We start from the raw sequence: 22,762 nt of genomic DNA, 5'->3' as shown, positions 1-22,762 counted from the left end.
GTACCATACGGGGTGTCAATTCAACAGAATGTCCATTCCCGGCATTCCGCGGGCCGGCAGTCCGGGCGCGGTTCGGACGGGAAGAGGATTCGGGGAGGGATCGGCGTGCTGATGCGTGAGCAGGTGTTTTTCGAGGTGCCGGCGGAATCGCAGCGGGAAGCGGTGCAGTACCTGGTCGAGCAGGCGCAACGGCTGGGCAAGGTGGCGGACGTGGATGCGGTGGTGGCGGCGGTGTTGCACCGGGAGGAGGAGGGGACGACCGGGTTCGGCAACGGGATCGCCATTCCGCACGGCAAGTCGAGTGGGGTGCGCGAGCCGGCGCTGCTGTATGGGCGGTTGGCGCGGCCGATCGACTGGAAGGCGATGGACGGGGCGCCGGTATCGGTGCTGTTCCTCATCCTGGTGCCGGAGGAAAGCCACGCGGAGCACCTGCAGATTCTGGCGAAGCTCGCGCGCAAGCTGATGCACGAGGATTTCGTGGCGCAGGTGAAGTCGATTCAGGACGAGGCGGCGCTGGCGGAATTTGTGCAGCGGGAGCTGGCGTAAGCGCGGTGAAATGGAGGCGGCGTGCCCGGGCGGTGCGCCGCCTTTCGTGAATTTGGGGCATTTGGGGCCGGGGGATGACCGGGGAGTTGGGCCCCGGGGCGGGTGATGCGGGCGCCGGGGCGGGGTCAGGGCGAGAGCGGGATCGCGCACGCCTTCGTGCACGCCTCGGCGAGGGCCAGGTCGGCGATGGCGTCCTCGGCGGTGACGAGGCCGCGGAAGCCCGGTTGGCGGGCGGCTTGGAGGAGATCGAGAAAGCGCGCCTGCACAAGGGCGGTGTACCAACCCTGTCGATCCCGCAGTTCCACGACACGCCGCACAGGGACGCGGGAGTCCGGGGACGGCGCGGGATGGCCAGCGGCGCCGGCCTGCGTCAGCGCTTGGACGGCGTTGTGGAAGCCGGACATGGCCTCGATGGAGGGCTCGAGCGGCAGGGCGTCGAGGATCTGCTCCACGGCGGGGGCCAGCGTTGCCGGCACGGTCCCCTCAATCTCGAGCCGCGTCGGCACCCACCCGTACACGTTCACGCGGCCATAACGGCACAGGATCTGCCACGCGGTGTCCTCCGGGACCTCCTGGGGCCGGACGAAGCCGTGGTAGTAGTGGACAGGCACTTGGGCTCCGCCGCCTTCGTGGATCACGGTCGCCCACACCCGAGCCGGGACAGAAGCGTCGGCTTGGGAGACCTGAGCCGCGACGGCTGCATCGGTTGCGGCGGCCCCTGCGTGCCACGCGACGGGCTGGCCGAACCAGCGCCGGCCCACCTCGAAGAAGTGGACGCCGTGTTCCACCAGGATGCCGCCGCTTTGCCGGGCATCCCAGAACCAGTGGCCGTCCTGCACCTGATGGACCTGGTTGTGCAGCACGGCCATGTCGGCAGGGCCCAAGGCGCCGGCGGTCATCAGGGCCTGAACGGCCTGCACGATGGGACTGTGCGGCATGACCAGGTTGACGAGCAGCGCCCGCTGGCGTTCGCGGGCCATGTCGGCGGCCCGCTGCAGGTCGGCGGCCCGCAGGGCGCCGGGCTTTTCGAGCAGGACATGCTTGCCTGCGGCGATGGCCGCTTCGGCCAGCGGCGCGTGCAGGTGGGGCGGCGTGGCAATCAGTACGGCGTCCACCCCCTCGGCGACCGCGAGATCGCGGGCGTCGTCGAACATGGTGGGCTCCGGATCGGTGGGCATCAGGGTGGGGGGCCGGCGGGATCGCCAGGCGTTCAACACCGCCTGCCGCTTGGCGGGGGTCCGTCCGGCCACGGCCACGAGCCGGCACGCGGGCAGGGGCGCGAGGCTCTCGGCGAGGAACACGGCGAAGGCGCCGGCGCCGGCGATGCCGATGCGCAGGGGCGCGGTGTGGTTGGACTGTGCGGGCTGCCGCACCGCTTCGTTGGCTTGCATGGATATCGGGACACCTCCTACGCCCACAGGCGGGCTCAAGTGGGGCGGGGATGAACGGCGGCCCTGGGGGCAACCGGGTTTGCTTCGGGGTGGCCGAGCTAGGCCGAGCTGGGCCGCATCACCCGGGAGCACGGGCTGTGCGGGAGGACCCGGACACGGGCCGCGCAGGGGTACCCCGCTTGGCGCCCGTCTGTGCGGATTGGTTACGCCCTTATTATAAGGGGATGGGCTGCCGGGGACGCGGATGGGCAGATTGGAAGGCGGCCGGTTTGTACGGACTGACTGGCTCGGGAGAGACTGGTTTGTCCAAACCCCCACTGGGGCCCGACGATATTACAGTACCCCGACCGCTACCAACCAATCCCATTGGACTCTGTCGTCGAATGTTACCTTAACAACGGGATTTGGTTGCCCAAATATAGTAACCTCAAGATGACGCACCCTGGTGTAGTGGCGTTCTTAAGGGTGTCATGGTCGAGGAACTGGCGCGACTCGCAGAACCAGAGGCGCTCGTCACGATATACTGATCTCGGCACATCATGCATGCGGAATGGGATGGACACATGGCGAAAAAACCACCGGAAGGTCTGGCGGCTTTTATCGATATCGAAACAACGGGACTCCGAGCTGGGGTGGACGAGATCATCCAGCTCTCGGTGGCCCTTTTTCGTTTCAAGCGGGATACTGGAGAGATTCTGGAGATTGTGGATTCGTACACCGGATTCCAGGAACCCAGTGGGGATATCCCGCGGGAAGCCACCCGCATTCACGGAATAACGAACGAGGATGTGGCCGGGCAGAGATTTGATCATGCGCGCATCCACTCCATCATCGAGCCGGCGGAATTTCTTGTCGCGCACAACGCGACCTTCGATCGCGGTTTCCTAATCTATGACTTTCCGTGGGCATCTGAAAAGAAATGGAAATGTTCGATGAGGCACGTGAATTGGGCAGCGAAGGGATTTAAAACGAAGGCACTGCAGAAGCTGCTTGAGGCACATGGGATCAAAGTGGACAAGGCTCACCGGGCCGACTCCGATGTCAAATATGCGATTGAACTCCTGAATCAAGATGCTGGGGATGGCACAAGATACTTTCTTGAGATCGTGAATCATCGAGCTCTGCCGCGTCCACGTGAACAGGAAGTATTGTTCATTGGTTCAAAGCGTGCATCTGCTGAACCGGCCGCTTCGCTGGAGCCGTTGGAGCAACCATCGGCGGATCGGCCACCGGACACGAATCCATTGTACCAGCCAAGACGCAAATGGCTTCCCTATGCGATTTTTGGCGTACTGGCTGCTGCATTGATCGCATGCCTCGTTTCGTTTCCGTACACGACCGTATTATTGATTGTCTTTGTCATTCTCATCGCCAGGAAAGCTTCAAAGAAACGGTGACGGATTCCAGTTGACGTAAAAGCATGCACATGACCGTCGCGCTCTGCTGCCGTGTGTCCACGGATGAGGACGCGACACACACTTTTTCTTTCGAAGCCCCAGAAGGCCCCTCCGCCATCTCTCCTGCCGCCCCATCGGACTTTCCACCCCACCGCTCCTCCCGCCGGACCACCGTGCCTTCGCTGCATCATGCCTCGCCGCCCCGCGCCCTCCCGCCGCCCCATCACGCTTCCACGTCTTCGCCGCCCCACCGCTCTCCACGCGCATGCCGGGGCAGCCGCCGGGGAATCGTATGGACGGCATTTTTGCGCCGTCCCAGCGATGAGCGCGCGGAGAGGGAGGCAATGGCTTTCGCCATGGACGTCAACCAGGAGCGGATGACATCGGAGACAGGCGTGGAACAACGGGCCCGTCCCCTGTCTTTCCGGCCGCCGCGGTGCTGGAGCCAGGGTGGCCGGCTGCGTGTGGGGGATGCCGACATCTTCTTCCGCTTCCTGCTGCCGCCCGTGCAGCGGTTGATCCTCATCATCATCCACGGGGCCGGGCAGCACTCGGGCCAGTTCGTCGAGTTCGCGCGCGCGTGCGCGGCCGCCGGTCTGGGCGTCTATGCCATTGATCTGCGCGGCTTCGGCCTCTCCTCCGGCCGCCGCGGGCACGTCGACTCCTTCCGCCAATACCTCTGCGATCTCGATGGTGTCGTCGCCTGGGTTCGCCAGGTCCACGAGGGGCTGCCGGTGTATCTGGTGGGCCACAGCCTGGGCGGGACCGTCGCCATCCGCTACGCCCAGGAGTATCCGGACCGTGTGCAGGGTGCGGTGCTGTCCGCGCCGGCGCTGCGCCTCCGGGTCCGCATCCCGCGTGCGATCCGGCACCTCGCCGGCGTGATGGCCCGGTTCGCGCCCGGGTTCGGGATTCGACTGGATGCCTGGCCCCGCCTGGCGCGCTGGCTGCCCGACCTCGGGCACTGTGTGCCGGGTGCCGGGGAGCGGCGGGATCGGCTGTGCACCATGGAATACACCGCCCGCTGGCTGGTGGAACTGTTGCAAAACGGGGCACAGGCACTGGAGAGGGCCCTCGACTTTCGCCTGCCTGCGCTTCTTCTGTGCGGCGAGGACGATCCGCTGGTGGACCCGCTCGCTATCCGCCAATTCTTCGACGGCCTCCCGGTGCGGGACAAGCGGTACGAGTCCTTTACCGGTGTGGGGCACCGCCTCTTTCACGGGGAGAAGAAGCGGCACGTGATGGAGCGGGCCATCGCCTGGATGCGGGAGCGGGTGTAGGGGGCGAGCGACCCCAGGACCATCCGGTGACACCACCGTGGTACTGCTGTCCTGTGGTACCATGGTGGACGAGCGGGCGGCGCGTCGTCGCCACCCCGTCGGCCGAGAGGGAGGTATGAGGATGCGCCAGTATCACGATTTGTGCAGGCGGATCTTGAGCGAGGGCGTGCGCAAGGACGACCGGACCGGCGTCGGGACCCTGAGCGTGTTCGGGCACCACATGCGCTTTGACCTGCGCGAGGGATTCCCGCTCCTCACGACCAAGAAGCTGCACGTGAAATCCATCATTTATGAACTCCTGTGGTTCTTGCGCGGCGACACCAACGTCCGCTATCTGCAGGAACACGGGGTGACGATATGGGACGAGTGGGCCCGGGAAGACGGCGATCTCGGTCCCATCTACGGCAAACAGTGGCGTGCCTTCGCCGGGGCGAACGGGAAGACGGTGGATCAGATCCGCTGGGTGATTGACGAGATCCAGCGCAATCCCAACTCGCGGCGTCTGGTGGTCAGCGCCTGGAACCCGCCGGAGCTGGACGAGATGGCCTTGCCCCCGTGCCACGTGCTGTTCCAGTTCTACGTAGCAAACGGGCGCCTGTCGTGCCAGCTGTACCAGCGCAGCGCCGACACGTTCCTCGGGGTGCCGTTCAACATCGCCAGCTACGCCCTGCTGACCCACATGGTGGCGCATGTCACGGGGCTGGAGGTCGGCGAGTTCATCCACACCCTGGGCGACGCGCACCTGTACCTCAACCACCTGGAACAGGTGAAGCTGTTGCTCAGCCGGGAACCCTACCCGTTGCCGCGGTTGCGCCTGAACCCGGCGGTGCGCTCCATCTTCGACTTTGACTACGACGACATCGAGATCATCGGATACCAGGCGCACCCGCCCATCCGGGCGGAGGTGGCGGTGTGACGGGCGCGCCCGGATGCAGCCTGCTGGTGGCATATGCGCGAGGCCGGGTGATGGGCAAGGACGGCCGCTTGCCCTGGCACCTGCCGGCCGATCTGCGCCACTTCAAGCGCCTCACGCTGGGCCACACGGTGGTCATGGGCCGCCGGACGTACGCGTCCATCGGGCGGCCGCTGCCGGACCGCCGGAACGTGGTGCTCTCGCGCGATCCCGCGTTTTCCCCCGACGGCGTCGAGGTGGTGCGCTCCCTGGAGGCGCTGGAGCGGACGCTGGCGTTGGACGCGGCTGCGCCGGCCGAGGAGGTGTTCATCATCGGCGGCGAGCAGGTGTTCCGCCTGTTCTTGCCGAGGGCGAAGCGGCTGTATATCACCGAGATCGATCTCGACGTCGACGGCGACACCTTCTTCCCGGAGTGGGACCGGTCGGCGTTCCGGTTGATCGATGCCCGCGAGGGCGTGGTGGACGAACGCAATCCGTACCCGCACCGGTTTTTGGTGTACGAGCGGATCGACGGCGCCTTTCCATCCCTTGGCTCTACGCCGCCGGTATGACGTCCACTATACTGAAGGTGGACAGATTCCCGCAGGTGGGGGCGTCAACCATGAAGGATGTGCCGGTCCTGTCGGAAATTGAACAGGTGCTCGCGGAGTGGATCCCGCCGGCTGCGTCGGTGGCGTTGGCGGTGGAGGAGCGGTATGTCCGCTACAGGCCGGGCGAATGGGACATCCGCCTCAAGCCAGGGGACCCGGTGCGCACGGGCAGTGTGGCGGCGCACGTGATGCAGTCTGGCCGCCCCGTGGAGACGGACGTGGACGAGCAGGTCTACGGGGTACCCTACCATGGCAAGGGCTATCCGCTGCATGCGCCGGAGGGGCAGCGGGCGGCGCTCGTCGTCATCCTGCCCCAGCAGTTTCCGCGGGCGGTGTCGCCGCGGCGCGTGATCGTCGGCCGGGACGGCGAGGTGTGGCGGCCCATTCCGGTGGAGGACATCGCCTGGTTCGAGAGCTACGACAAGCGGACTTGGCTGCACAGCCCGCAGGGCAAATTCACCACCATCCACACGTTGAGCGCGCTGGAAGCCCAGTTGCCCGAAGGAATGTTCCTGCGCATCCACCGGTCCTACCTGGTCAACATCCGCTGGATCCAGACCATCTCCCGGGATATCCACGGTGCGCTCATTGTGGAAATGCGCCATCCGTTCGGACAACGCCTGCCTGTGGCCCACGGCTGCACTCGCCGCGTGCGCGAGGTTCTGGGGTTTTAAGACGGTCGGACCGGGCTCAGGCTCCGCTCCTGCGCTGACGCGAGCCGCTCCGCCCAAGCCCGGTCTGACCTGCGACGGTTCCAGGGGGGCCGGAGCCGTTCCGGGGCCACCTCCCCCCCTAACCCCCTCCTTCACATCCACCAATACCCCCATTCATCCCCCATATCCCACGTTCATCGCGAAATACGGCGTTGTATCCGCAACCCGGGACAAGCCTCCGGCATTCGGCGTACGATAGGTGTACAAGAATCGCGTATGCGCTTACACGGGGCACAGGGCCATCGAGAGAGCACAGGCCATCACGCATACACATCCAAGGGGGAATCGGTATGCTGGAGGCGCGCATCCGCAACGCCGCCGTCCGATCCCGCGTCGCCGCGGCGGACGACGTGCAGGGCTGGATCCAGGACGGGATGACCATCGGTGTCAGCGGATTCACCAAATCGGGCGACGCCAAGGCGGTTTTGAAAGCGCTCGTACGGCGGGTGGAGCGCACAGGCGAGCACCTGCGCATCCGGCTGTTGTCCGGAGCTTCGCTCGGTGAGGTGGACGCGCTCCTGGCCGCGCACGATCTCGTCAGCCTGCGCGCGCCCTACCAAAGCGACGCGACCCTGCGCCGGACCATCAATGGCGGCGAGACGGGATACGTCGACCAGCACCTGAGCGAGACGGCCGAATGGGTCCGCGCCGGGTACTGGGGCGACATCGACCTGGCCATCATCGAGGCGGCTGCGATCACGGAGGACGGCGGCATCATCCCCACGACCTCGGTGGGCAACAGCCCGGTGTTCGTCGAGCGGGCGAAACGGGTGATTGTGGAGTTGAATCCGTCCATCCCCGCCGAGTTCGAGGGGATGCACGACATCTATACGCCGGAGGCTCGGCCTCACCGGGGGCCCATTCCGATTCTGGGGGTGCGCGATCGCGTCGGCACACCGTACATCCCCTGCCCACCGGAGAAAATCGCCGCGGTGGTGGTGTCAGAGGAGCGCGACACGCCGTCCGCGCTCACGAAGCCGGACGCGGAGACGGAGCGGATGGCCGGGTACATCCTGGAGTTCCTGCAGCATGAGGTGCGCCACGGCCGGCTGCCGGAAGGGTTCGGCCCGCTGCAGAGCGGTGTCGGTTCGGTGGCCAACGCCGTGTTGGCCGGATTGAAGTCGGCGCCGGTGCGGGACCTGGAAGTGTACACCGAGGTCATGCAGGATGCGGCGTTTGAGCTCATCGACGCGGGCGTGGTGAAGGCGGCGTCGTCCTGCTCCTTCACGCTGTCGGAGGAGATGCACCGGTACGTACTGGCGAATTTTCAGCGGTACCGGGACAAGGTGGTGCTGCGCCCGCAGGAGATCTCGAACCACCCCGAGGTGGTGCGCAGGCTCGGCGTGATCGCCATCAACGCGGCGCTTGAGGTGGACGTGTACGGAAACGTGAATTCGACGCATGTGCAGGGGACGCACATGATGAACGGGATCGGCGGGTCGGGCGACTTCGCCCGCCATGCGGCGCTGTCGATCTTCGTCACCAAGTCCACCGCCAAGGACGGCCGCATCTCGTGTGTGGTGCCGTTCGTCTCCCACGTCGATCACACGGAACACGATGTGGACGTCCTGGTCACGGAGCGGGGCCTGGTCGACCTGCGCGGGCTGCCGCCCCGGGCCCGGGCGAAAGCCATCGTGGATCACCTGGCGCACCCGGACTACCAGGACGCGCTGCGCGACTACCTGCGCCGGGCGGACGCCCGCGGAGGGAACACGCCGCACCTGCTCGAGGAGGCGTTTGGCTGGCACGTGCGCTACAGGGAGACGGGGGACATGCGCCAGCGGATCGCGATGTTCGCGGATTGAGGCGGATGTGGGGGCCGATGGGCCCCCACTCCTGTTTCCCACTCGGGCGGGCTCTTTCACTTCCGCTTGCCGCCGTGGAAGACGAGACGGACGTGATCGAGCCCGTGTTTCTGAAATTCCTGCTCATACTGCTCCTTGCGGCGCCACAGTTTCATTTCCATCTCTTTGGTGAACTCCTGATCGGGCCCCGCCTGGGTCATCACGTCGCGATACGCCAGGTGATGCGACAGCACATCCCAGAAGGTCTCCTCGTCATACTCGTCGATGATGGGGAACAGCGCGTCCTCCATCGCCTGGTTGGCGTGGTGCACGCCGCACTCGTCGCAGAATTCCACCCAGTCTTCGGCCCCGAACTGGCTGGCCATCGCGTAAATGTAATCCGCCGTCTCCTGGATGGCGCGGCGGCGGGATTCGTCCATCTGCGTACCGTTCACCAGCCACTCGCCGAGAAACATGAGGACGAGAAGATGCCGGTATTGCTCTCTGGTCAACTCAATCTGCACACGTGGTCACCTCGCTGCGGGGCGATGCGCTGCCGCATACCCTCGATGCGCCTGTCGATCCCGCGGGACAACGGGATCGCGACGCCATCCATTTTACTCGGTTGAGGGCCCGTGTGCATGGGGTGTCTGAAGCGGAGGCCCGGGTCACCGGGCGCGCGTTGCGGTGTGTCCCTGGTTTTCGATGTTACCGGGGGCCCGTGCCGCGCTCGCGGCGCGTCTCCGCTGGGCCTTACGAACGGTTTCGATGTTACCGGGGGCCCGGCTGGTCGATCGCGCCGCCCCCCGATAGCTTCTCGCGCCTCCAGGGGTGGGGGCCGGTCGGTCGATCCCGCCGCTCCTCCACCGTTTTCCGCGCCCCCAGGGCGAGCGGACTTCGATGAACCGCAGGAGAGAGGAAAGGGCGGGCCCGCTCGGGCCCGCCCCACCGTCTGCCGGTGCGGCTTCTGGCTGCCATGTCCTGGCCACGTCCCGGCCACTGGCCGCCACATCCCGGCCACGCGGCCACGCGGCCGCGGGCGGCCACGTCCCGGCCACCGCGCGGCCGTCCATCGCGCCTCACCCGAGCGTCGCGGCTTACCGCCCGGCACGCTGGCGACGGCGGCGCGTGAGGGTGTCGATGGTGACCGCGATGAGCAGGATGCCGCCCTCAATCATGTACTTGGTGCTGGAGGGGGCGCTCAACAGGTCCATGCCGTTCTCGACGCTGCCGATGACCAGGGCGCCGGCGAGGGCGTTGTACACGCTGCCGCGGCCGCCGAAGAGGCTCGTGCCGCCGATGACGGCCGCCGCGATGGAATCCATCAGGAGGTTGCCGCCGCCGGAGGCGGGCGACGCCGAGCCCAGGCGCGACGCGCCGAGGATGCCACCGATGGCGCCCATCACCGAGGCCAGGGTGAACACCGCCATGCGGATGGTGCGCACGGGGATGCCCGCCCGGCGCGACGCTTCCGCATTTCCGCCGAGCGCGTACACGTGGCGGCCGAATTGGGTGGACTGCAGGACGAAGCCGAAGAAGACCACGAACACGAGCAGGATCAGGCCCATCACCGGTACGCCGCGGTAGCTGTCCATCACCAGGACCACGATGGCCGCGACGATGGCCGTCAGGGCAATCCGCATGCCAATAGAAGCCCCGCTCGCCGCGTCCAGCCCGCGGGAAAATCGATCCTGCCGCGTCCGCGACACGTTCCACGCCACGCCCGCGACCACCGCGGCCGCGAGCACCCAGCTCAGCCAGGCGGGGAGGTAGGACGACTCGATGGACAGCAGGAACTTGTCCGAAATGGGCACCGTCCCCTCCTGACCGAGCATGGCGAGCAGAATGCCCTGGTAGCCGAGGGACCCCGCCAGCGTCACGATGAACGACGGCACGCCGACGTAGGTGACCCACCAGCCCTGGAACAGCCCGATGACCGCGCCGGTCAGCACGGCGGCGAGAATGGCGAGCCAAGCGCTGACCCCGGCCACCGAGAGCTGCACCAGCACCCCGGCCGCGACGCCGCTGACGGCGGCGATGGAGAGATCAATCTCGCCGAGCAACAGGATAAAAGTCTCTCCGACGCCGAGCATGCCGATGGTCGCAATCTGCAGGACCAGGTTCGACAGGTTGCGGCTGCTCAGGAAGTGGCCGTTGATGGACTGGAACACCAGCCAGATGACGGCCAGGCCGATGAGGACCGGGATGAGACCGAGTTCGCCGGATCGAATCCGGGCACGCCAGGCGTCGAGGAGGCTCACGGATTTCCGCTCCTTCTCCACGGCCGGCGGGTTCGCCGTTGGGTTCATGCGCCGTTCACCTCCGCCGCTGCTCCTGTCATGACGGCCACCACGTGCTCCCGCGTGACCGATGCCTTGTCAAACACCCCGGCCGTGCGGCCGAGGCGCAGGACGACGATGCGGTCGGCCACCTGGAACACGTCGTGCATGTTGTGCGAGATGACAATCACGCCGAGCCCCTTGTCCTTCAACCGCAGGATGAGGTCCAGCACCTGGCGGGTCTGGGCGACGCCCAGCGCGGCGGTCGGCTCGTCCAGGAGCACCAGTTTGGATCCCCACAGCACGGCTCGCGCAACGGCCACCGTCTGCCGCTGACCGCCGGACAGGCTGGCGACGGGGGTGGACAGGGCCGGCAGCCGGATGCCGAGGCTGTCGAGGACCGGTTTGGCCCTCTCTTCCATCGCCGACTTGTTCAGCAGGCGCAGGAAGGGGGGCACCAGCGGGCGGGTGATCTCCCGGCCGAGGAACAGGTTCGATACGATGTCGAGGTTGTCGCACAGGGCCAGGTCTTGGTAGACCGTTTGGATGCCGTACCGCTCCGCCGCTGCCGGGCTGTCGATGCGGACCTCCTCGCCGTCCACGAAGATGCGGCCTTCGTCCGGCGTCTCGACCCCGGAGATGATCTTGATGGTGGTCGACTTCCCGGCGCCGTTGTCTCCGACGAGGGCGACCACCTCGCCGGGGTAGACGTCCAGCGAGACGTCCGTCAGGGCCTGGACCGCGCCGAACGACTTGCGCAGGTGCTCGACGCGCAACACCGGCGTGGCGTCAGGTGCCGGCCGGGCCATGGATTGCATGACGCTCCCTCCCAAAAGCGCCGGGGGGGCCTGGTCCCCAGTGGGGACCAGGCCGGGCGCCCCCGGACGAGTCAGCATGCGGTCACCGTGACGACGTGGCCGATCACGGCTCAGCCAATCACGACTTGGCGGCGTTGATCTTGTCCATGGTGGTGTACCCGTCCTTGATGACGGTGTCCTGGATGTTATCTTTCGTCACCACCACCGGCGTCAGCAGCACGGACGGGACGTCCTCGGCGCCGTTGTTCACCTTGCCGTTGACGAGGCCGGCCTCCGGCTGCTGGCCGTTCGCCAGGGCGACGGCCAGTTTCGCGGCCGCCTCCGCCTCCTGTTTGACCGCCTTGTACACCGTCATGGATTGCAGACCTTGCAGAATGTTGTGCAACCCGGCGTCGGTCGCGTCCTGGCCGGTGACCGGGATCTTGCCGGCGAGGCCCTGGGCGCGCAGCGCCTGAATGACCGCCCCGGCGAGGCCGTCGTTGGCCGCCAGCACCCCGTCCACTTTGTTGTTGAGCTTGGTCAAAGCCTGTTCCATCTCGCGCTGGCCGTTGGCGGGCAGCCAGTCCGGCGTGTACGTCTCGTAGCCTTTCTTGAGGGTGCCGTTCTTGAACAGCGGATCGAGGACATCATGGGCACCCTTGGCGAACAGGAGGGCGTTGTTGTCCGTCTGCGCGCCGTTGATCATCACGACCGTCCCGCCCTTCGGCGTGTGGTCGGCGATGTACTGGCCTTGCAGCCGGCCCACCTGCTCGTTGTCGAAGGAGACGTAGTAGTCGACGTTGGCGCCGGTGATCAGGCGATCATACGAGATCACCTTGACGCCCGCCTGCTGGGCCTCGTTGACGATGGCCGCGGCTGCCTTGGAGTCGACCGGATCGAGCACCAGGACCTTGGCGCCGTTGGTGATGGCGGCCTCGGCTTGCTGCTGCTGCGTCGTGGCGTTGCCCTGGGCGTTGTTGTAGATCACCTTGATGTTTGGCGCGAGCTGTTGCACCGTCTGCTCGAAGTCCGGGCGATCCTGCGTCTCGTAGCGCGCCGAGGTGGCCGTCTCCGGCAGGAGCAGCGCGATGGTGGCGCCGCCGGACGAGGAGCCTCCGGTGTTGTTGCCGGTCGTGTTGGTGCCCGCCGTGTTGTCCGCCGATCCGCCGGTATTGCCGCCGCTCTGCCCGCAGGCGCTGACGGCAAGCGGAAGGGCGAGCAGGAGGGCCATCGCGGTGGCCTTGGTCTTCCTCTGGAACACGTGACATCCCCCTTTTGAAATCGCTTACTTAAGCGGCACAACCAAAGAACAAGCCGAACTGGATGCCAGGGCGTTGCGCCAACTTTGTTTATAGAATAAACTTTGTTTCGGCGGATTTCAATCACCATTTTTGCGGCGCTCGTGAGGACGCAAGACGGGAATGGATTCCTTCGGTCCGCGCGGACGCACGAACCTGGGAGGGCGGGACGAGGATGGCGATGGTGATCGACGCCGCGGAGATGCGGAGGCGCAACAAACTGACCGTGTTGAACGCAATCCGCAATCATCCCGGGATCTCACGGGCGGCGTTGTCGGAGTCGACTGGAATGAACAAGGCCACCGTTTCTTCGCTGGTGGCAGAGCTGATGGAGGAGCAGTTTGTGGTGGAGGCGGGTCCCGGGTCATCCACGGGCGGCCGGCGGCCCATCCGTCTTCAGTTTCACGCGAACGCGGCATACAGCATCGGGGTCGATGTGCAGATTCACTCGGTCCGGCTCGTGTTGTGCAATCTCGATCACGAGGTCGCCTGGGAACGCCTGCTCCCGATGGAACCCGCGTCGATGTCGAGCGACGAACTGGTGTCGCAGTTGGCGGATTCCATTCGGCAGTTGATCCACGAGGCGCCGAAGAGCCCCCATGGGGTCATCGGGATCGGCATCTCGCTGCCCGGGCTGGTCAACTACCGGACCGGGTACATCCACTACATCCCGAACATGGGCATTCGCGATCTGCCCCTCGCGGACATCCTCCAGTCCGAATTTCACATTCCCGTGTTCATCGACAACGACGCGAACTGCGGCGCCTGGGCCATGTATCGTGCGCATCCGGCGGTCGAGAGCTTGGTGTTTGTCAACGTCGGCATCGGCATTGGCGCGGGATTGGTGCTGGGCGGGCAGTTGTACCGGGGAATCGCGGGGCTCGCCGGCGAGTACGGGCACATGACCATCGATCCCATGGGTCTGCGCTGCTCCTGCGGCAACCGCGGGTGTTGGGAGCAATACGCCTCGGAGAGCGCGCTGCTGGCGCTGTGGAACGAGGTGTACGCGCGCACGGATCCCGGCCTGCGCTGCACCGGCTTCGACGTGGTTCCGCGGCTGCTCGAACGCGCGCAGGCCGGAGACGAGAACGCCGTCCGGGCCTTCGCCCACGTCGGCCACTACCTGGGGGTCGGCTTGGCCAATATCGCGAATGCCTTGAACCCGGAGTTGATCGTCATTGGAGGCCGCCTGGCGGCATCGGAGCGGTTCGTCCGCGAGGAGCTGGAGCACACCCTGCGGGCACGTACCCTGCCTGTCGCGCGGGACGTGCGCCTTGCGATGGCGGAGGCCAGCGTCCAGGCCGTCGGTGCCGCCGGCATTGTCGCCGAGGAGACGCTGCTGCGGACGGGCGACGTCGCGGGCGGGGGATGATGCTGCGGAAACGCAAAAACGGGTGCCCTCAAAGGAAGGCACCCGCGCATGTACACGGCCCGCGCCGGGCCATTCATGTGAAATTCGATCAATACCCGCGCGCCGCCAGGATGAGCCCGCTGATGCCGCCGACCACGGCGAAGATGATGAGGTACGGGAAGCCGACGGCGAACGAAATGCCGAGGATGTATGTCCCGATGGCGGAGATGATATTTTCCAAACCGTTCAGGTAGCCGGCACCGACGCCGACGTTTTGGCTCGGGAACATCTTTTGCAACGAGCTCCAGATGGTGGGCAGTACCACGCCGTTCATCGCGCTGGAGATGGAGATGAGGATCATCGCGACGGTGAGATTGGTGGCGTGCGTCCCGAGGAACAAGCCCAGCGCTGCGATGAGGGTGGCGACCCCAGCGAAGATGGAACGCTTCATCCACTTGTCGCTGAGCACCGCTGTGATGACCAGGCACACGGTCATCAGGATGTACGGCAGCATGTACCAAATACCTGTGTTGTGCAGGGTGATGTGCCTTACCGTCAGCAGGTACTTCGGCAGCCAGAACAGGATGCCGTAGAACACCGTCGCCATACCCGACCAATTGAGCAGCAGCAGCCAGAAATCCGCCTTGCGGAAGATCTCGCCGAGCGTAACGGATCGCATCGCGACATCTTCTTCACGCGCACCCGACTGAATGTAGGCCAGCTCCGCCCTGGAGACGCGCGGGTGTTCTTCCGGTTTGTCCTTGGCCACGAACCACACGACGGGCAACATGACGGCAATGCCGATCACGAACAACACCACAAACGGGATGCGCCACGATCCGAACGACAGCACCATCCACGTGATCAGCGGACCGGTGAGAATGGGTCCAACGGTCAGCCCGAACTCCCAGAACATGTTCGCCCGTGCACGCTCACGCGGTGGGAACCACGCCTTCACCCACTTGGAGTTCATCGGCCAGTGCATACCTTCGCCCAGGCCGAGCAGGACGCGCGAGAGCACCAGTGCCGCTGTGCTCCAAACCAGTCCGGTGAACAATGTCATCAGCGACCACCATGTGAGGGCGATGACGGCGACTTTCCGTGGCCCGAGCCGGTCACCCAGGTATCCGCCGAAAATGTTGGACAGCCCGTACATGAACAAGAACAAGCTGTTCGCCAACGCGAGACCCGCGTTGGTGACCACGTGATCCTTCACCATCAATGGCCCGGTGATGGAGATGTTGGTCCTGTCTACGTAAGACACCAAGAGCAAGAACCACAATGCGACGGCGAACCACCACCGGAAATGCGTGCGCGGCTCGATGTCCGCTTGAAGCGGGCGCGACAGGGCAGGTTGACTCATGATGACCGCTCCCTTCCGTTTGTAGATCTTGTGTCCGACGTTCCACCTGGTGACCTGTTCCGCGGTTTTCGATCGCGGTTTTCAATCCACAAAACGTCTGCTATGATACCTAGTGACCGGGTCATCAGGTTGTCTGACAAGTAAAATCATAGAAGGCGCTTACAAGGATGTCAATAGCGCCGGGTGAGAAGTGAGGGTTATCCCGTTGATGTTTGTCCACGGGGTATGGTGGACGCCATACGCGGTACAGTGGGCATCAGTGCGCACCCAGTACGTGGGACGAGCGGAAAGGAGGAGAAAGATGGAGAAAATCCCACGATCACGGTTGAGCGACGTAGTCGTCGACCGCATCAAGGCGATGATCCAAAGCGGCGAGTACCCGCCGGGAAAGCGCCTTCCGTCCGAGAAGGATCTGGCGGAGGCGTTCGGTGTGAGCCGGATGTGCATTCGCGAGGCGCTGTCCGTGCTGGCTGCAGCGCGCATCATCGAGGTGCGGCACGGTGAGGGCAGCTTCGTGCGACAGGTGGACGTGAGCACCTACATTCCCCCGGTTGCAGCGTCCCTCCTCAATTTTCCGGAAGCCGCGCTTCATCTGCTCGAGGTGCGCATCCTGCTCGAGGCGGGAGCCGCCGAGTTGGCCGCCGCCCGCGCGGATGAGGAGACCGTGCGCCAGATGGAGGAAGCGTTGGCCGCGTACTGGGACGAGGTCTCTGCGCACGGGACCGGGGCAAACAGCGATCTTCGGCTGCACCGGGCCATCGCGCGAGCCACGCAGAACCCGGTGTTGGTGGAGTTGATGGACCGCATCTCCGATCTCGTCGCAGAAGGCATGGCCTACACGCTCGGCAAGAACCAGGGCGACGCGGAACGCGTCCGCCAGGTGGCGGACGAGCACGCCGCCATTGTGGCGGCCATTCGGCAGCATGATGCCGCCGCAGCCCGCACCGCCATGGTAGACCACCTGGAGAACGTGCGAGGCAAGCTCGTCCGCCTCGTCACCCGCACTGTTCCTCGTGCACAGGAGGTACAGGCAGGTGCGCCCCCGGCGTCGCCCCAGGGACAGGAGCCTCCCGTCCAGGCGCCCCGGGCGCGTACGAAAGGTACTTACAGCGGAGAGGATGAAGCATGATGTACGATGTCGTGATTGTGGGCGGAGGCATTGTCGGTCTGGCCACTGCACACGCGTGGATACAGCGGGAGCCAAGGCAGCGCGTGGCCGTGGTGGAGAAGGAGCCGCGGGTGGGTGAGCACCAGACGGGGCACAACAGCGGCGTGATCCACTCTGGGATCTACTACAAACCGGGCAGCCTCAAGGCCCGCCTGGCGCGGGAAGGCAACCGGCGGATGGTGGCGTTCTGCCGGAAGCATGGCATCGCCCACGAGGTGTGCGGCAAAGTCATCGTGGCGGCGGACGAGTCGGAACGGGCAGGGCTACTGCGCCTGTATCAGCGCGGCCTCGACAACGGCCTTCAGATTCGGCTCATCGGCCAGGACGAGCTGCGTGAGCTGGAGCCGCACGTCAGGGGCGTGGCCGCCATCCACGTGCCGATGACGGGGATCGTCAACTATCGTCAGGTGTGTGAGGCACTGGCCGACGACATCCGCCAGGCTGGCGGGGAGATCTGGCTCGGGCAAGAGGTGGTCGGCCTCGTCGAGCGTGGCGACGGTGTCGTGGTGCAAACCCGAGGCGACCGGGGGCAGACGGCTGAATATCACGCACGGCTGGTGGTGAATTGCGGGGGGTTGTTTTCCGACCGGATCGCCCGGCTGGGAGGTGTCGACACGGGGGTGCGCATCGTGCCGTTTCGTGGGGAATACTACGAGCTGTCGGAGGAGCGGCGCCACCTGGTGCGGAATCTCATCTACCCGGTGCCGGATCCCAACTTCCCGTTTCTCGGTGTGCACTTCACGCGGATGATAGACGGGCGCGTCGACGTAGGGCCGAACGCGGTACTCGCGTTCCGGCGCGAAGGGTACACGAAGTGGGACGTGAATGTGCGCGATCTCGGTGAATCCCTCACTTTCCCGGGCTTCCGCCGCTTGGCTCGCAAGTATTGGCGGCAGGGCGTGGCGGAGATGATCCGCTCCTACAGCAAGCGTGCGTTTGTGCGCAACGTCCAGCGCCTGATGCCCGAGATCACGGAGGACGACCTGCGTCCTGCGCCGGCAGGGGTCCGCGCCCAGGCGCTCACCCGAGACGGCCAGCTGGTGGACGACTTTGCCGTCATTCGGCAGGGGCGGGTGGTGCACGTGTGCAACGCACCGTCTCCGGCTGCGACGGCGTCGCTGTGCATCGGCGAATACATCGCGTCTGAGTATGTCGCGCCCGCCGTGTCCCACGCGATCTAAAATCTGGGTGGACCAGGAAGGCGTGCACCTGCCGGCTGTGGGGTCCGGAGCGGCCTCTCTGGTGCCGTCGTTTCTTCACACGGTAACGGCCTCCCACCGCGGTGACCGCAAAACTTGGCTTCAGGGTCGATCCCGACGGTTCGCACGAGCCCAATGATCCGATCTTCCCACTTATCCGGCCTATGATGGGCTCCTCGCAGGTACCACAACCCTGGTTAGACGGACGGGTGCGGGACGGCGCGGTGTTTATTGTGGCGATCCCGCGTGCTGGTGAACACCCACAGGGCGTTGAGCAACATCAGCGCGGCGGTGGAAAAGAATACATAGTGAATGCCAAACGCGGCTGCCATCTGGCCACCCAGGATGGAGCCGCCGATGTTGCCGAGGTACTGGGCCGACTGGTTGTAGCCGAACACGCGGCCGGACAGCGCTTCCGGTGCGCTGCGTTTGACGATTGCGTTGATGGACGGCAACAGGCCGGCACTCGCCAGGCCGAGCAGAAAGCGCAGCCCCATCAGTTGCCACGGCGAGGTGACGAACGCCTGCGGGATGAACACCAGGCCCGCAATCACCAGGCAGACCACCAGGACGCGCTGGGGGCCGACGTGATCGGACAGTTTGCCGAGCCACGGGGCGGCCAACACGTTGGCAATCCCGGCGGCGGCCACAACACAGCCGGCAATGAGTGCGATGTGGCGCGACGGGCCGGTCAACTGGGAGACGTAGACGGTGACGATGGGCTGGATGGACATCATGGCGAGTTGCAGGACGAAGGTGGATGCCATCATCGTGACCACCACCCGCGGGTTCGGGACCATGCGCCACACCTCTCGCCAGGGGACCGACGCCTTCTTCGACGGCTTGAATGCCTCCTTGACGAGGAACAACGTGATGAGGAACGCGACGAACATCATGAGGCCCGTGGCGAAAAAGACGTTGCGCAACCCGATGACCTCGGCCAGGTATCCGCCTACCAGGGGACCGATGAGGTTACCGCCCACCGTGCCGGTGGAGAGGGTGCCGAGGGCCCATCCGGCGTGATCACGGGGGGTCTGCGTGGCGACCAGCGTGATCGCCGCCGCGATGTAGCCGGAGACCGATCCCATCAGCAGCCGCAGCGCCGTGAGTTCATAAACGTTGTGGGCGAACCCCATCAGCGAACAGATGATCGCCATGCCGAGGCTCGCCCGCAAGAGCATCAGTTTTCGTCCCCTTTGATCGGCGATGCGCCCCCAGATGGGGGAGACGATGGCCGACATCAGGAAGGTCGATCCGAACGCAAGCCCGGACCAACGCTCCACGGCCGCGGTGTCGTGCACGCCCAGCAACTGGATGTACAGCGGCAGAAACGGCACGATGAGGCTCATCCCGGCCGTGGTGGCAAAACACCCGAACCAACACACAAACAGATTTCTTTTCCATAACGGCATGGCGAATCACTTCAATCCGGGAAAATTTCAGATCACGAATGATATTACCCGCAAACCCTTCCGACGGCAAGAGAGGTTTGACCCAGCGGCCGGACGGGGTGGCGTGATTTGAATCCGCCCTTTGGACTATCATGGTGACACGAGCATCCGCCACACCGGATGCACGGTGCCCTGCGCCGCCATGCGGGCGCCGGGCGCGAATCCGTGAGAAGAAGGAGGCGTTCAGCGTGGACGAACAAGCGAAGAAGACTGCACTGCGAGGCATCACGTACGGGTTGTACGTCATTGGCACCAAGGTGGGGGACGACGTCAACGCGTTCACCGGCAACTGGGTGACCCAGACCTCGTTCACGCCGCCGCTGGTGGCCATCGGTGTCAAGAAAGGCACCGCGTCCTGCGACGGGATCCGCGAGTCGGGCGTGTTCTCCGTGAACGTGCTGGAGACCGGCCAGAAGGACCTCGCCTTCCAATTCTTTAAACCCGTCTCCCGGGTCGGCAACAAGTTCGGCGACGTGGAGTTCTACACCGCCACCACCGGCAGCCCCATCCTGAAGGATGCGCTGTCGTGGTTCGAGTGCCGCGTGACCGACACGGTGGACCGGGGCGACCATGTCCTGTTTGTCGGCGAGGTGGTCGACGCGGGTGTGCACCGCACGGGCGATCCGCTGACCTTGCGCGAGCTGGGGCTGTTCTACGGAGGCTGACGCCGGACGCGGCCAACCGGAAGGCGGGGGTGCGGAAGCATCCCCGTCGGCCCCGGCGGCGCCCTTTCAAAATCTTGATTGTGATGTCGGAACAAAGCGAATATAATCTACATAACCGGGCGAACCCGTCTTCAAGTTTTCATTGGCGAAAAAAACAAGAAGGAGGAAGGGGACTTTGGGGAAGAAAGCGGTTTCAATCGCCGTGTGGACCGTGATCTCCATTCTCGGCGCCATCGCGTTCGCCACCTTGGCGTGGCATCGCGGTGAAACCGTGTCGGCGGCCTGGATGATTGTCGCCGCCGTGGTGACGTATGCGGTCGCCTATCGGTTTTATAGCAAATTCATCGGTTACCGAGTCTTTGGACTGAACGACGGCCGTGCCACCCCCGCACAGGTGATCAACGACGGGAAGGACTTCGTCCCGACCAACCGGTGGGTGCTGTTCGGCCACCACTTCGCCGCCATCGCCGGTGCCGGTCCGCTGGTCGGACCCGTGCTCGCCGCCCAGATGGGGTATTTGCCCGGCACCCTCTGGATTCTCATCGGCGTCGCGTTGGCTGGCGCGGTGCAGGACTTCGTCGTCCTGATGGGGTCCATGCGCCGGAACGGCAAGTCGCTCGGCCAGATGGCCAAGGACGAGATCGGCCCCGTGGCCGGTGTTCTCGGCGCGCTCGGCATTTTCTTCATCATGATCATCCTCATCGCTGTGTTGGCGATGGTCGTCGTCAACGCGCTCAAAGGATCGCCCTGGGGCACGTTCACCATCGCGATGACCATTCCTATCGCCATCATCATGGGCCTGTACATGCGCTTCGTCCGCCCGGGCAAAGTGCTGGAAGGCTCGCTGATTGGGCTCGTGCTGTTGATCCTGGCGCTCATCGGCGGCCAGGCGGTGGCCAACTCGTCGCTCGCCCCGTACTTCACGTTCAGCGGCCAAACGCTCGCCATCCTGATGATGATCTACGGCTTCATCGCGTCGGTCCTGCCGGTGTGGCTGCTGTTGGCGCCGCGCGACTACCTGAGCTCGTTCCTGAAGATCGGCACCATTTTCCTGCTGGCGCTCGGCATTCTCTTGGTCCTGCCCAACCTAAAGATGCCTTCGGTGTCGCGTTTCGTCGATGGCACCGGGCCGGTGTTCGCGGGTCCGCTGTTCCCGTTCCTGTTCATCACCATCGCCTGCGGCGCCGTCTCCGGCTTCCATTCCCTGGTGTCGTCCGGGACGACGCCGAAGATGCTGGAGAAGGAATCGCACGCCCGCTTCATCGGCTTCGGCGGCATGCTCATGGAGTCCGGCGTCGGCATCATGGCGATGATTGCGGCCTGCGCCCTCGATCCGGGCGTGTACTTCGCGATGAACTCGCCTGCCGCTGCCATCGGGACGGACGTGGCGAACGCCGCACACGTCATCAGCAGCTGGGGCTTCCAGGTGACGCCAGATCAGATCACCAATCTCGCCAAAGAGGTTGGCGAAAAGAATCTGCTCTCCCGCACCGGTGGGGCGCCGACGCTCGCGGTCGGGATGGCGAGCCTATTCTCCCATTTCTTCGGCGGGTTCATGGCATTCTGGTACCACTTCGCCATCCTGTTTGAAGCGGTGTTCATCCTGACCACCATCGACGCCGGTACCCGTATCGGGCGCTTCATGCTGCAGGATCTCATCGGCAACGTCTACAAGCCGTTCGCGAACACCCGCAACTACGGGTTCAACGTTATCGCCTCGGCGATCACGGTGGCCGGCTGGGGCTACTTCCTCTATCAGGGCGTCACGGACCCGTACGGCGGCATCAACTCGCTGTGGGCCTTGTTCGGTATCGCCAACCAGATGCTCGCCGGCATCGCGTTCGCGGTCGTCACGACCATCCTCATCAAGATGGGCAAGGCGCGCTACAGTTGGGTGACGATTGTGCCGATGGTCTGGCTGCTCGTCACCACCCTCGGCGCCGGCCTGATGAAGGTGTTCTCGGGCGATCCGAAGATCGGCTTCTACGCGCACGCCGCCCTGATTCAAAAGTCCATCGACGCCGGCAAGGTGGTCGCGCCGATGAAGGACATGGGGCAGATGCACGAGGTCGTGTTCAACGATCACCTGGACGCCATCGTCACCCTCGTCTTTGTCGCCGTCGTGGTCCTGGTCGTCTTGGCAGCACTGCGCATATGGTATAAGGTGTTGTTCAAGAAGGAACGCATTGCCCTGCAAGAGTCGGAGTTCGTTCCGGCGCAGGGCGCGTCCGCTCACGCGTGAGGAAGGATGCGTCATGAACCAACTGATAGCGGCCTGGAAACGTTTGAACACCCACGTCAAGACCATCTTCGGGATGCCGAACTATGAGCGGTACCTGGAGCATCACCGCCAGGCGCATCCCGGGGAGACGCCGATGTCCGAACGCGAATATTACATGTATTGCCTGAAAGAGCGCTACGAGAGCGGCAAAGTCACCCGCTGTTGTTAAGCTGCTGTTAAACGACCGTGTCCGCCCGGGGGGCGGCAGACGGGGACCGGGGGAAGCGCCTGACCAGGGGGATCGCCGGGACGTGTCAGACACGCCGGCGGCTCCCCCTCTTTCTTTTCTACTCCAT

General features: G+C 65.0%; 20 protein-coding genes. 13 read left to right on the top strand and 7 right to left on the bottom strand.

Annotated features, from left to right (window positions below; translation table 11 throughout):
• Window positions 1-111: 111 nt before the first annotated feature.
• Window positions 112-546 carry a PTS sugar transporter subunit IIA gene (locus BM357_RS03550; RefSeq protein WP_074949762.1) on the top strand — a complete coding sequence of 145 codons (435 nt, stop codon included), beginning with the start codon at window positions 112-114 and terminating at the stop codon, window positions 544-546.
• Between the two features lie 125 nt (window positions 547-671).
• On the opposite strand, the gene BM357_RS03545 is transcribed toward BM357_RS03550, so the two are convergent.
• Complete coding sequence (locus BM357_RS03545; RefSeq protein ID WP_074949668.1) at window positions 672-1,937, bottom strand: Gfo/Idh/MocA family protein; 1,266 nt, start codon at window positions 1,935-1,937, stop codon at window positions 672-674.
• A 563-nt stretch (window positions 1,938-2,500) separates the two neighbouring features.
• Between BM357_RS03545 and BM357_RS03540 the strand changes: the two genes are divergently transcribed.
• The 6 genes from BM357_RS03540 to scpC all read left to right on the top strand — a co-directional run bounded on the left by BM357_RS03540 (window position 2,501) and on the right by scpC (window position 8,635).
• Complete coding sequence (locus BM357_RS03540; RefSeq protein WP_074949666.1) at window positions 2,501-3,334, top strand: exonuclease domain-containing protein; 834 nt, start codon at window positions 2,501-2,503, stop codon at window positions 3,332-3,334.
• A gap of 344 nt (window positions 3,335-3,678) precedes the next feature.
• Window positions 3,679-4,614: an alpha/beta hydrolase gene (locus tag BM357_RS03535; protein WP_074949664.1), complete on the top strand. Its 936-nt coding sequence runs from the start codon at window positions 3,679-3,681 to the stop codon at window positions 4,612-4,614.
• A 121-nt stretch (window positions 4,615-4,735) separates the two neighbouring features.
• On the top strand, window positions 4,736-5,530 hold the full coding sequence (locus BM357_RS03530) for a thymidylate synthase (RefSeq protein ID WP_074949662.1): 795 nt from the start codon (window positions 4,736-4,738) through the stop codon (window positions 5,528-5,530).
• Window positions 5,527-6,078, top strand: coding sequence for a dihydrofolate reductase (locus tag BM357_RS03525; RefSeq protein ID WP_281245555.1), 552 nt, complete (start codon window positions 5,527-5,529; stop codon window positions 6,076-6,078). Before BM357_RS03530 ends, BM357_RS03525 begins: the two co-directional genes overlap by 4 nt.
• 50 nt (window positions 6,079-6,128) lie before the next feature.
• The gene (locus BM357_RS03520) at window positions 6,129-6,791 is read left to right on the top strand and encodes a LytR/AlgR family response regulator transcription factor (protein ID WP_074949660.1); all 663 of its coding nucleotides are present in this window, start codon (window positions 6,129-6,131) and stop codon (window positions 6,789-6,791) included.
• A gap of 329 nt (window positions 6,792-7,120) precedes the next feature.
• Window positions 7,121-8,635, top strand: a complete 1,515-nt coding sequence (gene scpC / locus BM357_RS03515; protein ID WP_074949658.1) for a succinyl-CoA:acetate CoA-transferase ScpC — start codon at window positions 7,121-7,123, stop codon at window positions 8,633-8,635.
• Between the two features lie 56 nt (window positions 8,636-8,691).
• Here the strand turns inward: scpC and BM357_RS03510 are convergent, their stop codons facing one another.
• The 4 genes from BM357_RS03510 to BM357_RS03495 all read right to left on the bottom strand — a co-directional run bounded on the left by BM357_RS03510 (window position 8,692) and on the right by BM357_RS03495 (window position 12,951).
• The gene (locus BM357_RS03510; RefSeq protein ID WP_074949656.1) at window positions 8,692-9,138 is read right to left on the bottom strand and encodes a hypothetical protein; all 447 of its coding nucleotides are present in this window, start codon (window positions 9,136-9,138) and stop codon (window positions 8,692-8,694) included.
• A gap of 573 nt (window positions 9,139-9,711) precedes the next feature.
• Window positions 9,712-10,923 carry a sugar ABC transporter permease gene (locus BM357_RS03505; protein WP_074949654.1) on the bottom strand — a complete coding sequence of 404 codons (1,212 nt, stop codon included), beginning with the start codon at window positions 10,921-10,923 and terminating at the stop codon, window positions 9,712-9,714.
• Complete coding sequence (locus BM357_RS03500) at window positions 10,920-11,711, bottom strand: ATP-binding cassette domain-containing protein (protein ID WP_245783815.1); 792 nt, start codon at window positions 11,709-11,711, stop codon at window positions 10,920-10,922. The genes BM357_RS03505 and BM357_RS03500 overlap by 4 nt, the downstream gene beginning before the upstream one ends.
• A gap of 118 nt (window positions 11,712-11,829) precedes the next feature.
• Window positions 11,830-12,951: a sugar ABC transporter substrate-binding protein gene (locus BM357_RS03495; RefSeq protein ID WP_245783814.1), complete on the bottom strand. Its 1,122-nt coding sequence runs from the start codon at window positions 12,949-12,951 to the stop codon at window positions 11,830-11,832.
• A gap of 212 nt (window positions 12,952-13,163) precedes the next feature.
• On the opposite strand from BM357_RS03495, the gene BM357_RS03490 reads away from it, so the two are divergent.
• Entirely contained in the window at window positions 13,164-14,360 is a 1,197-nt protein-coding gene (locus tag BM357_RS03490) for an ROK family transcriptional regulator (RefSeq protein ID WP_074949652.1), read from the top strand.
• Window positions 14,361-14,448: 88 nt separating this feature from the next.
• Here BM357_RS03490 and BM357_RS03485 read toward each other — a convergent pair whose 3' ends face one another.
• Window positions 14,449-15,702, bottom strand: a complete 1,254-nt coding sequence (locus BM357_RS03485) for an MFS transporter (protein ID WP_074949650.1) — start codon at window positions 15,700-15,702, stop codon at window positions 14,449-14,451.
• A gap of 301 nt (window positions 15,703-16,003) precedes the next feature.
• Here BM357_RS03485 and BM357_RS03480 point away from each other — a divergent pair, with 301 nt between their 5' ends.
• Both BM357_RS03480 and lhgO read left to right on the top strand, forming a co-directional pair.
• Window positions 16,004-16,831, top strand: a complete 828-nt coding sequence (locus BM357_RS03480; protein WP_074949648.1) for a FadR/GntR family transcriptional regulator — start codon at window positions 16,004-16,006, stop codon at window positions 16,829-16,831.
• Entirely contained in the window at window positions 16,831-18,051 is a 1,221-nt protein-coding gene (lhgO, locus tag BM357_RS03475; protein WP_074949646.1) for an L-2-hydroxyglutarate oxidase, read from the top strand. The genes BM357_RS03480 and lhgO overlap by 1 nt, the downstream gene beginning before the upstream one ends.
• Window positions 18,052-18,266: 215 nt before the next feature.
• Here lhgO and BM357_RS03470 read toward each other — a convergent pair whose 3' ends face one another.
• Window positions 18,267-19,481 carry a multidrug efflux MFS transporter gene (locus tag BM357_RS03470; protein WP_074949644.1) on the bottom strand — a complete coding sequence of 405 codons (1,215 nt, stop codon included), beginning with the start codon at window positions 19,479-19,481 and terminating at the stop codon, window positions 18,267-18,269.
• 227 nt (window positions 19,482-19,708) lie between these two features.
• Between BM357_RS03470 and BM357_RS03465 the strand changes: the two genes are divergently transcribed.
• From BM357_RS03465 to BM357_RS03455, 3 genes are all read left to right on the top strand, one after another.
• Complete coding sequence (locus tag BM357_RS03465; protein WP_029421587.1) at window positions 19,709-20,185, top strand: flavin reductase family protein; 477 nt, start codon at window positions 19,709-19,711, stop codon at window positions 20,183-20,185.
• 175 nt (window positions 20,186-20,360) lie between these two features.
• Complete coding sequence (locus BM357_RS03460) at window positions 20,361-22,427, top strand: carbon starvation CstA family protein (RefSeq protein ID WP_074949642.1); 2,067 nt, start codon at window positions 20,361-20,363, stop codon at window positions 22,425-22,427.
• Between the two features lie 13 nt (window positions 22,428-22,440).
• Window positions 22,441-22,635, top strand: coding sequence for a YbdD/YjiX family protein (locus BM357_RS03455; RefSeq protein ID WP_074949640.1), 195 nt, complete (start codon window positions 22,441-22,443; stop codon window positions 22,633-22,635).
• Window positions 22,636-22,762 lie beyond the last annotated feature (127 nt).

The organism is Paenalicyclobacillus macrosporangiidus (assembly GCF_900116805.1).
GTDB lineage: Bacteria > Bacillota > Bacilli > Alicyclobacillales > Alicyclobacillaceae > Alicyclobacillus_H > Alicyclobacillus_H macrosporangiidus.
Note: the sequence above shows the minus strand (reverse complement) of the source record. Positions and strands in the feature narration are given on the sequence as shown.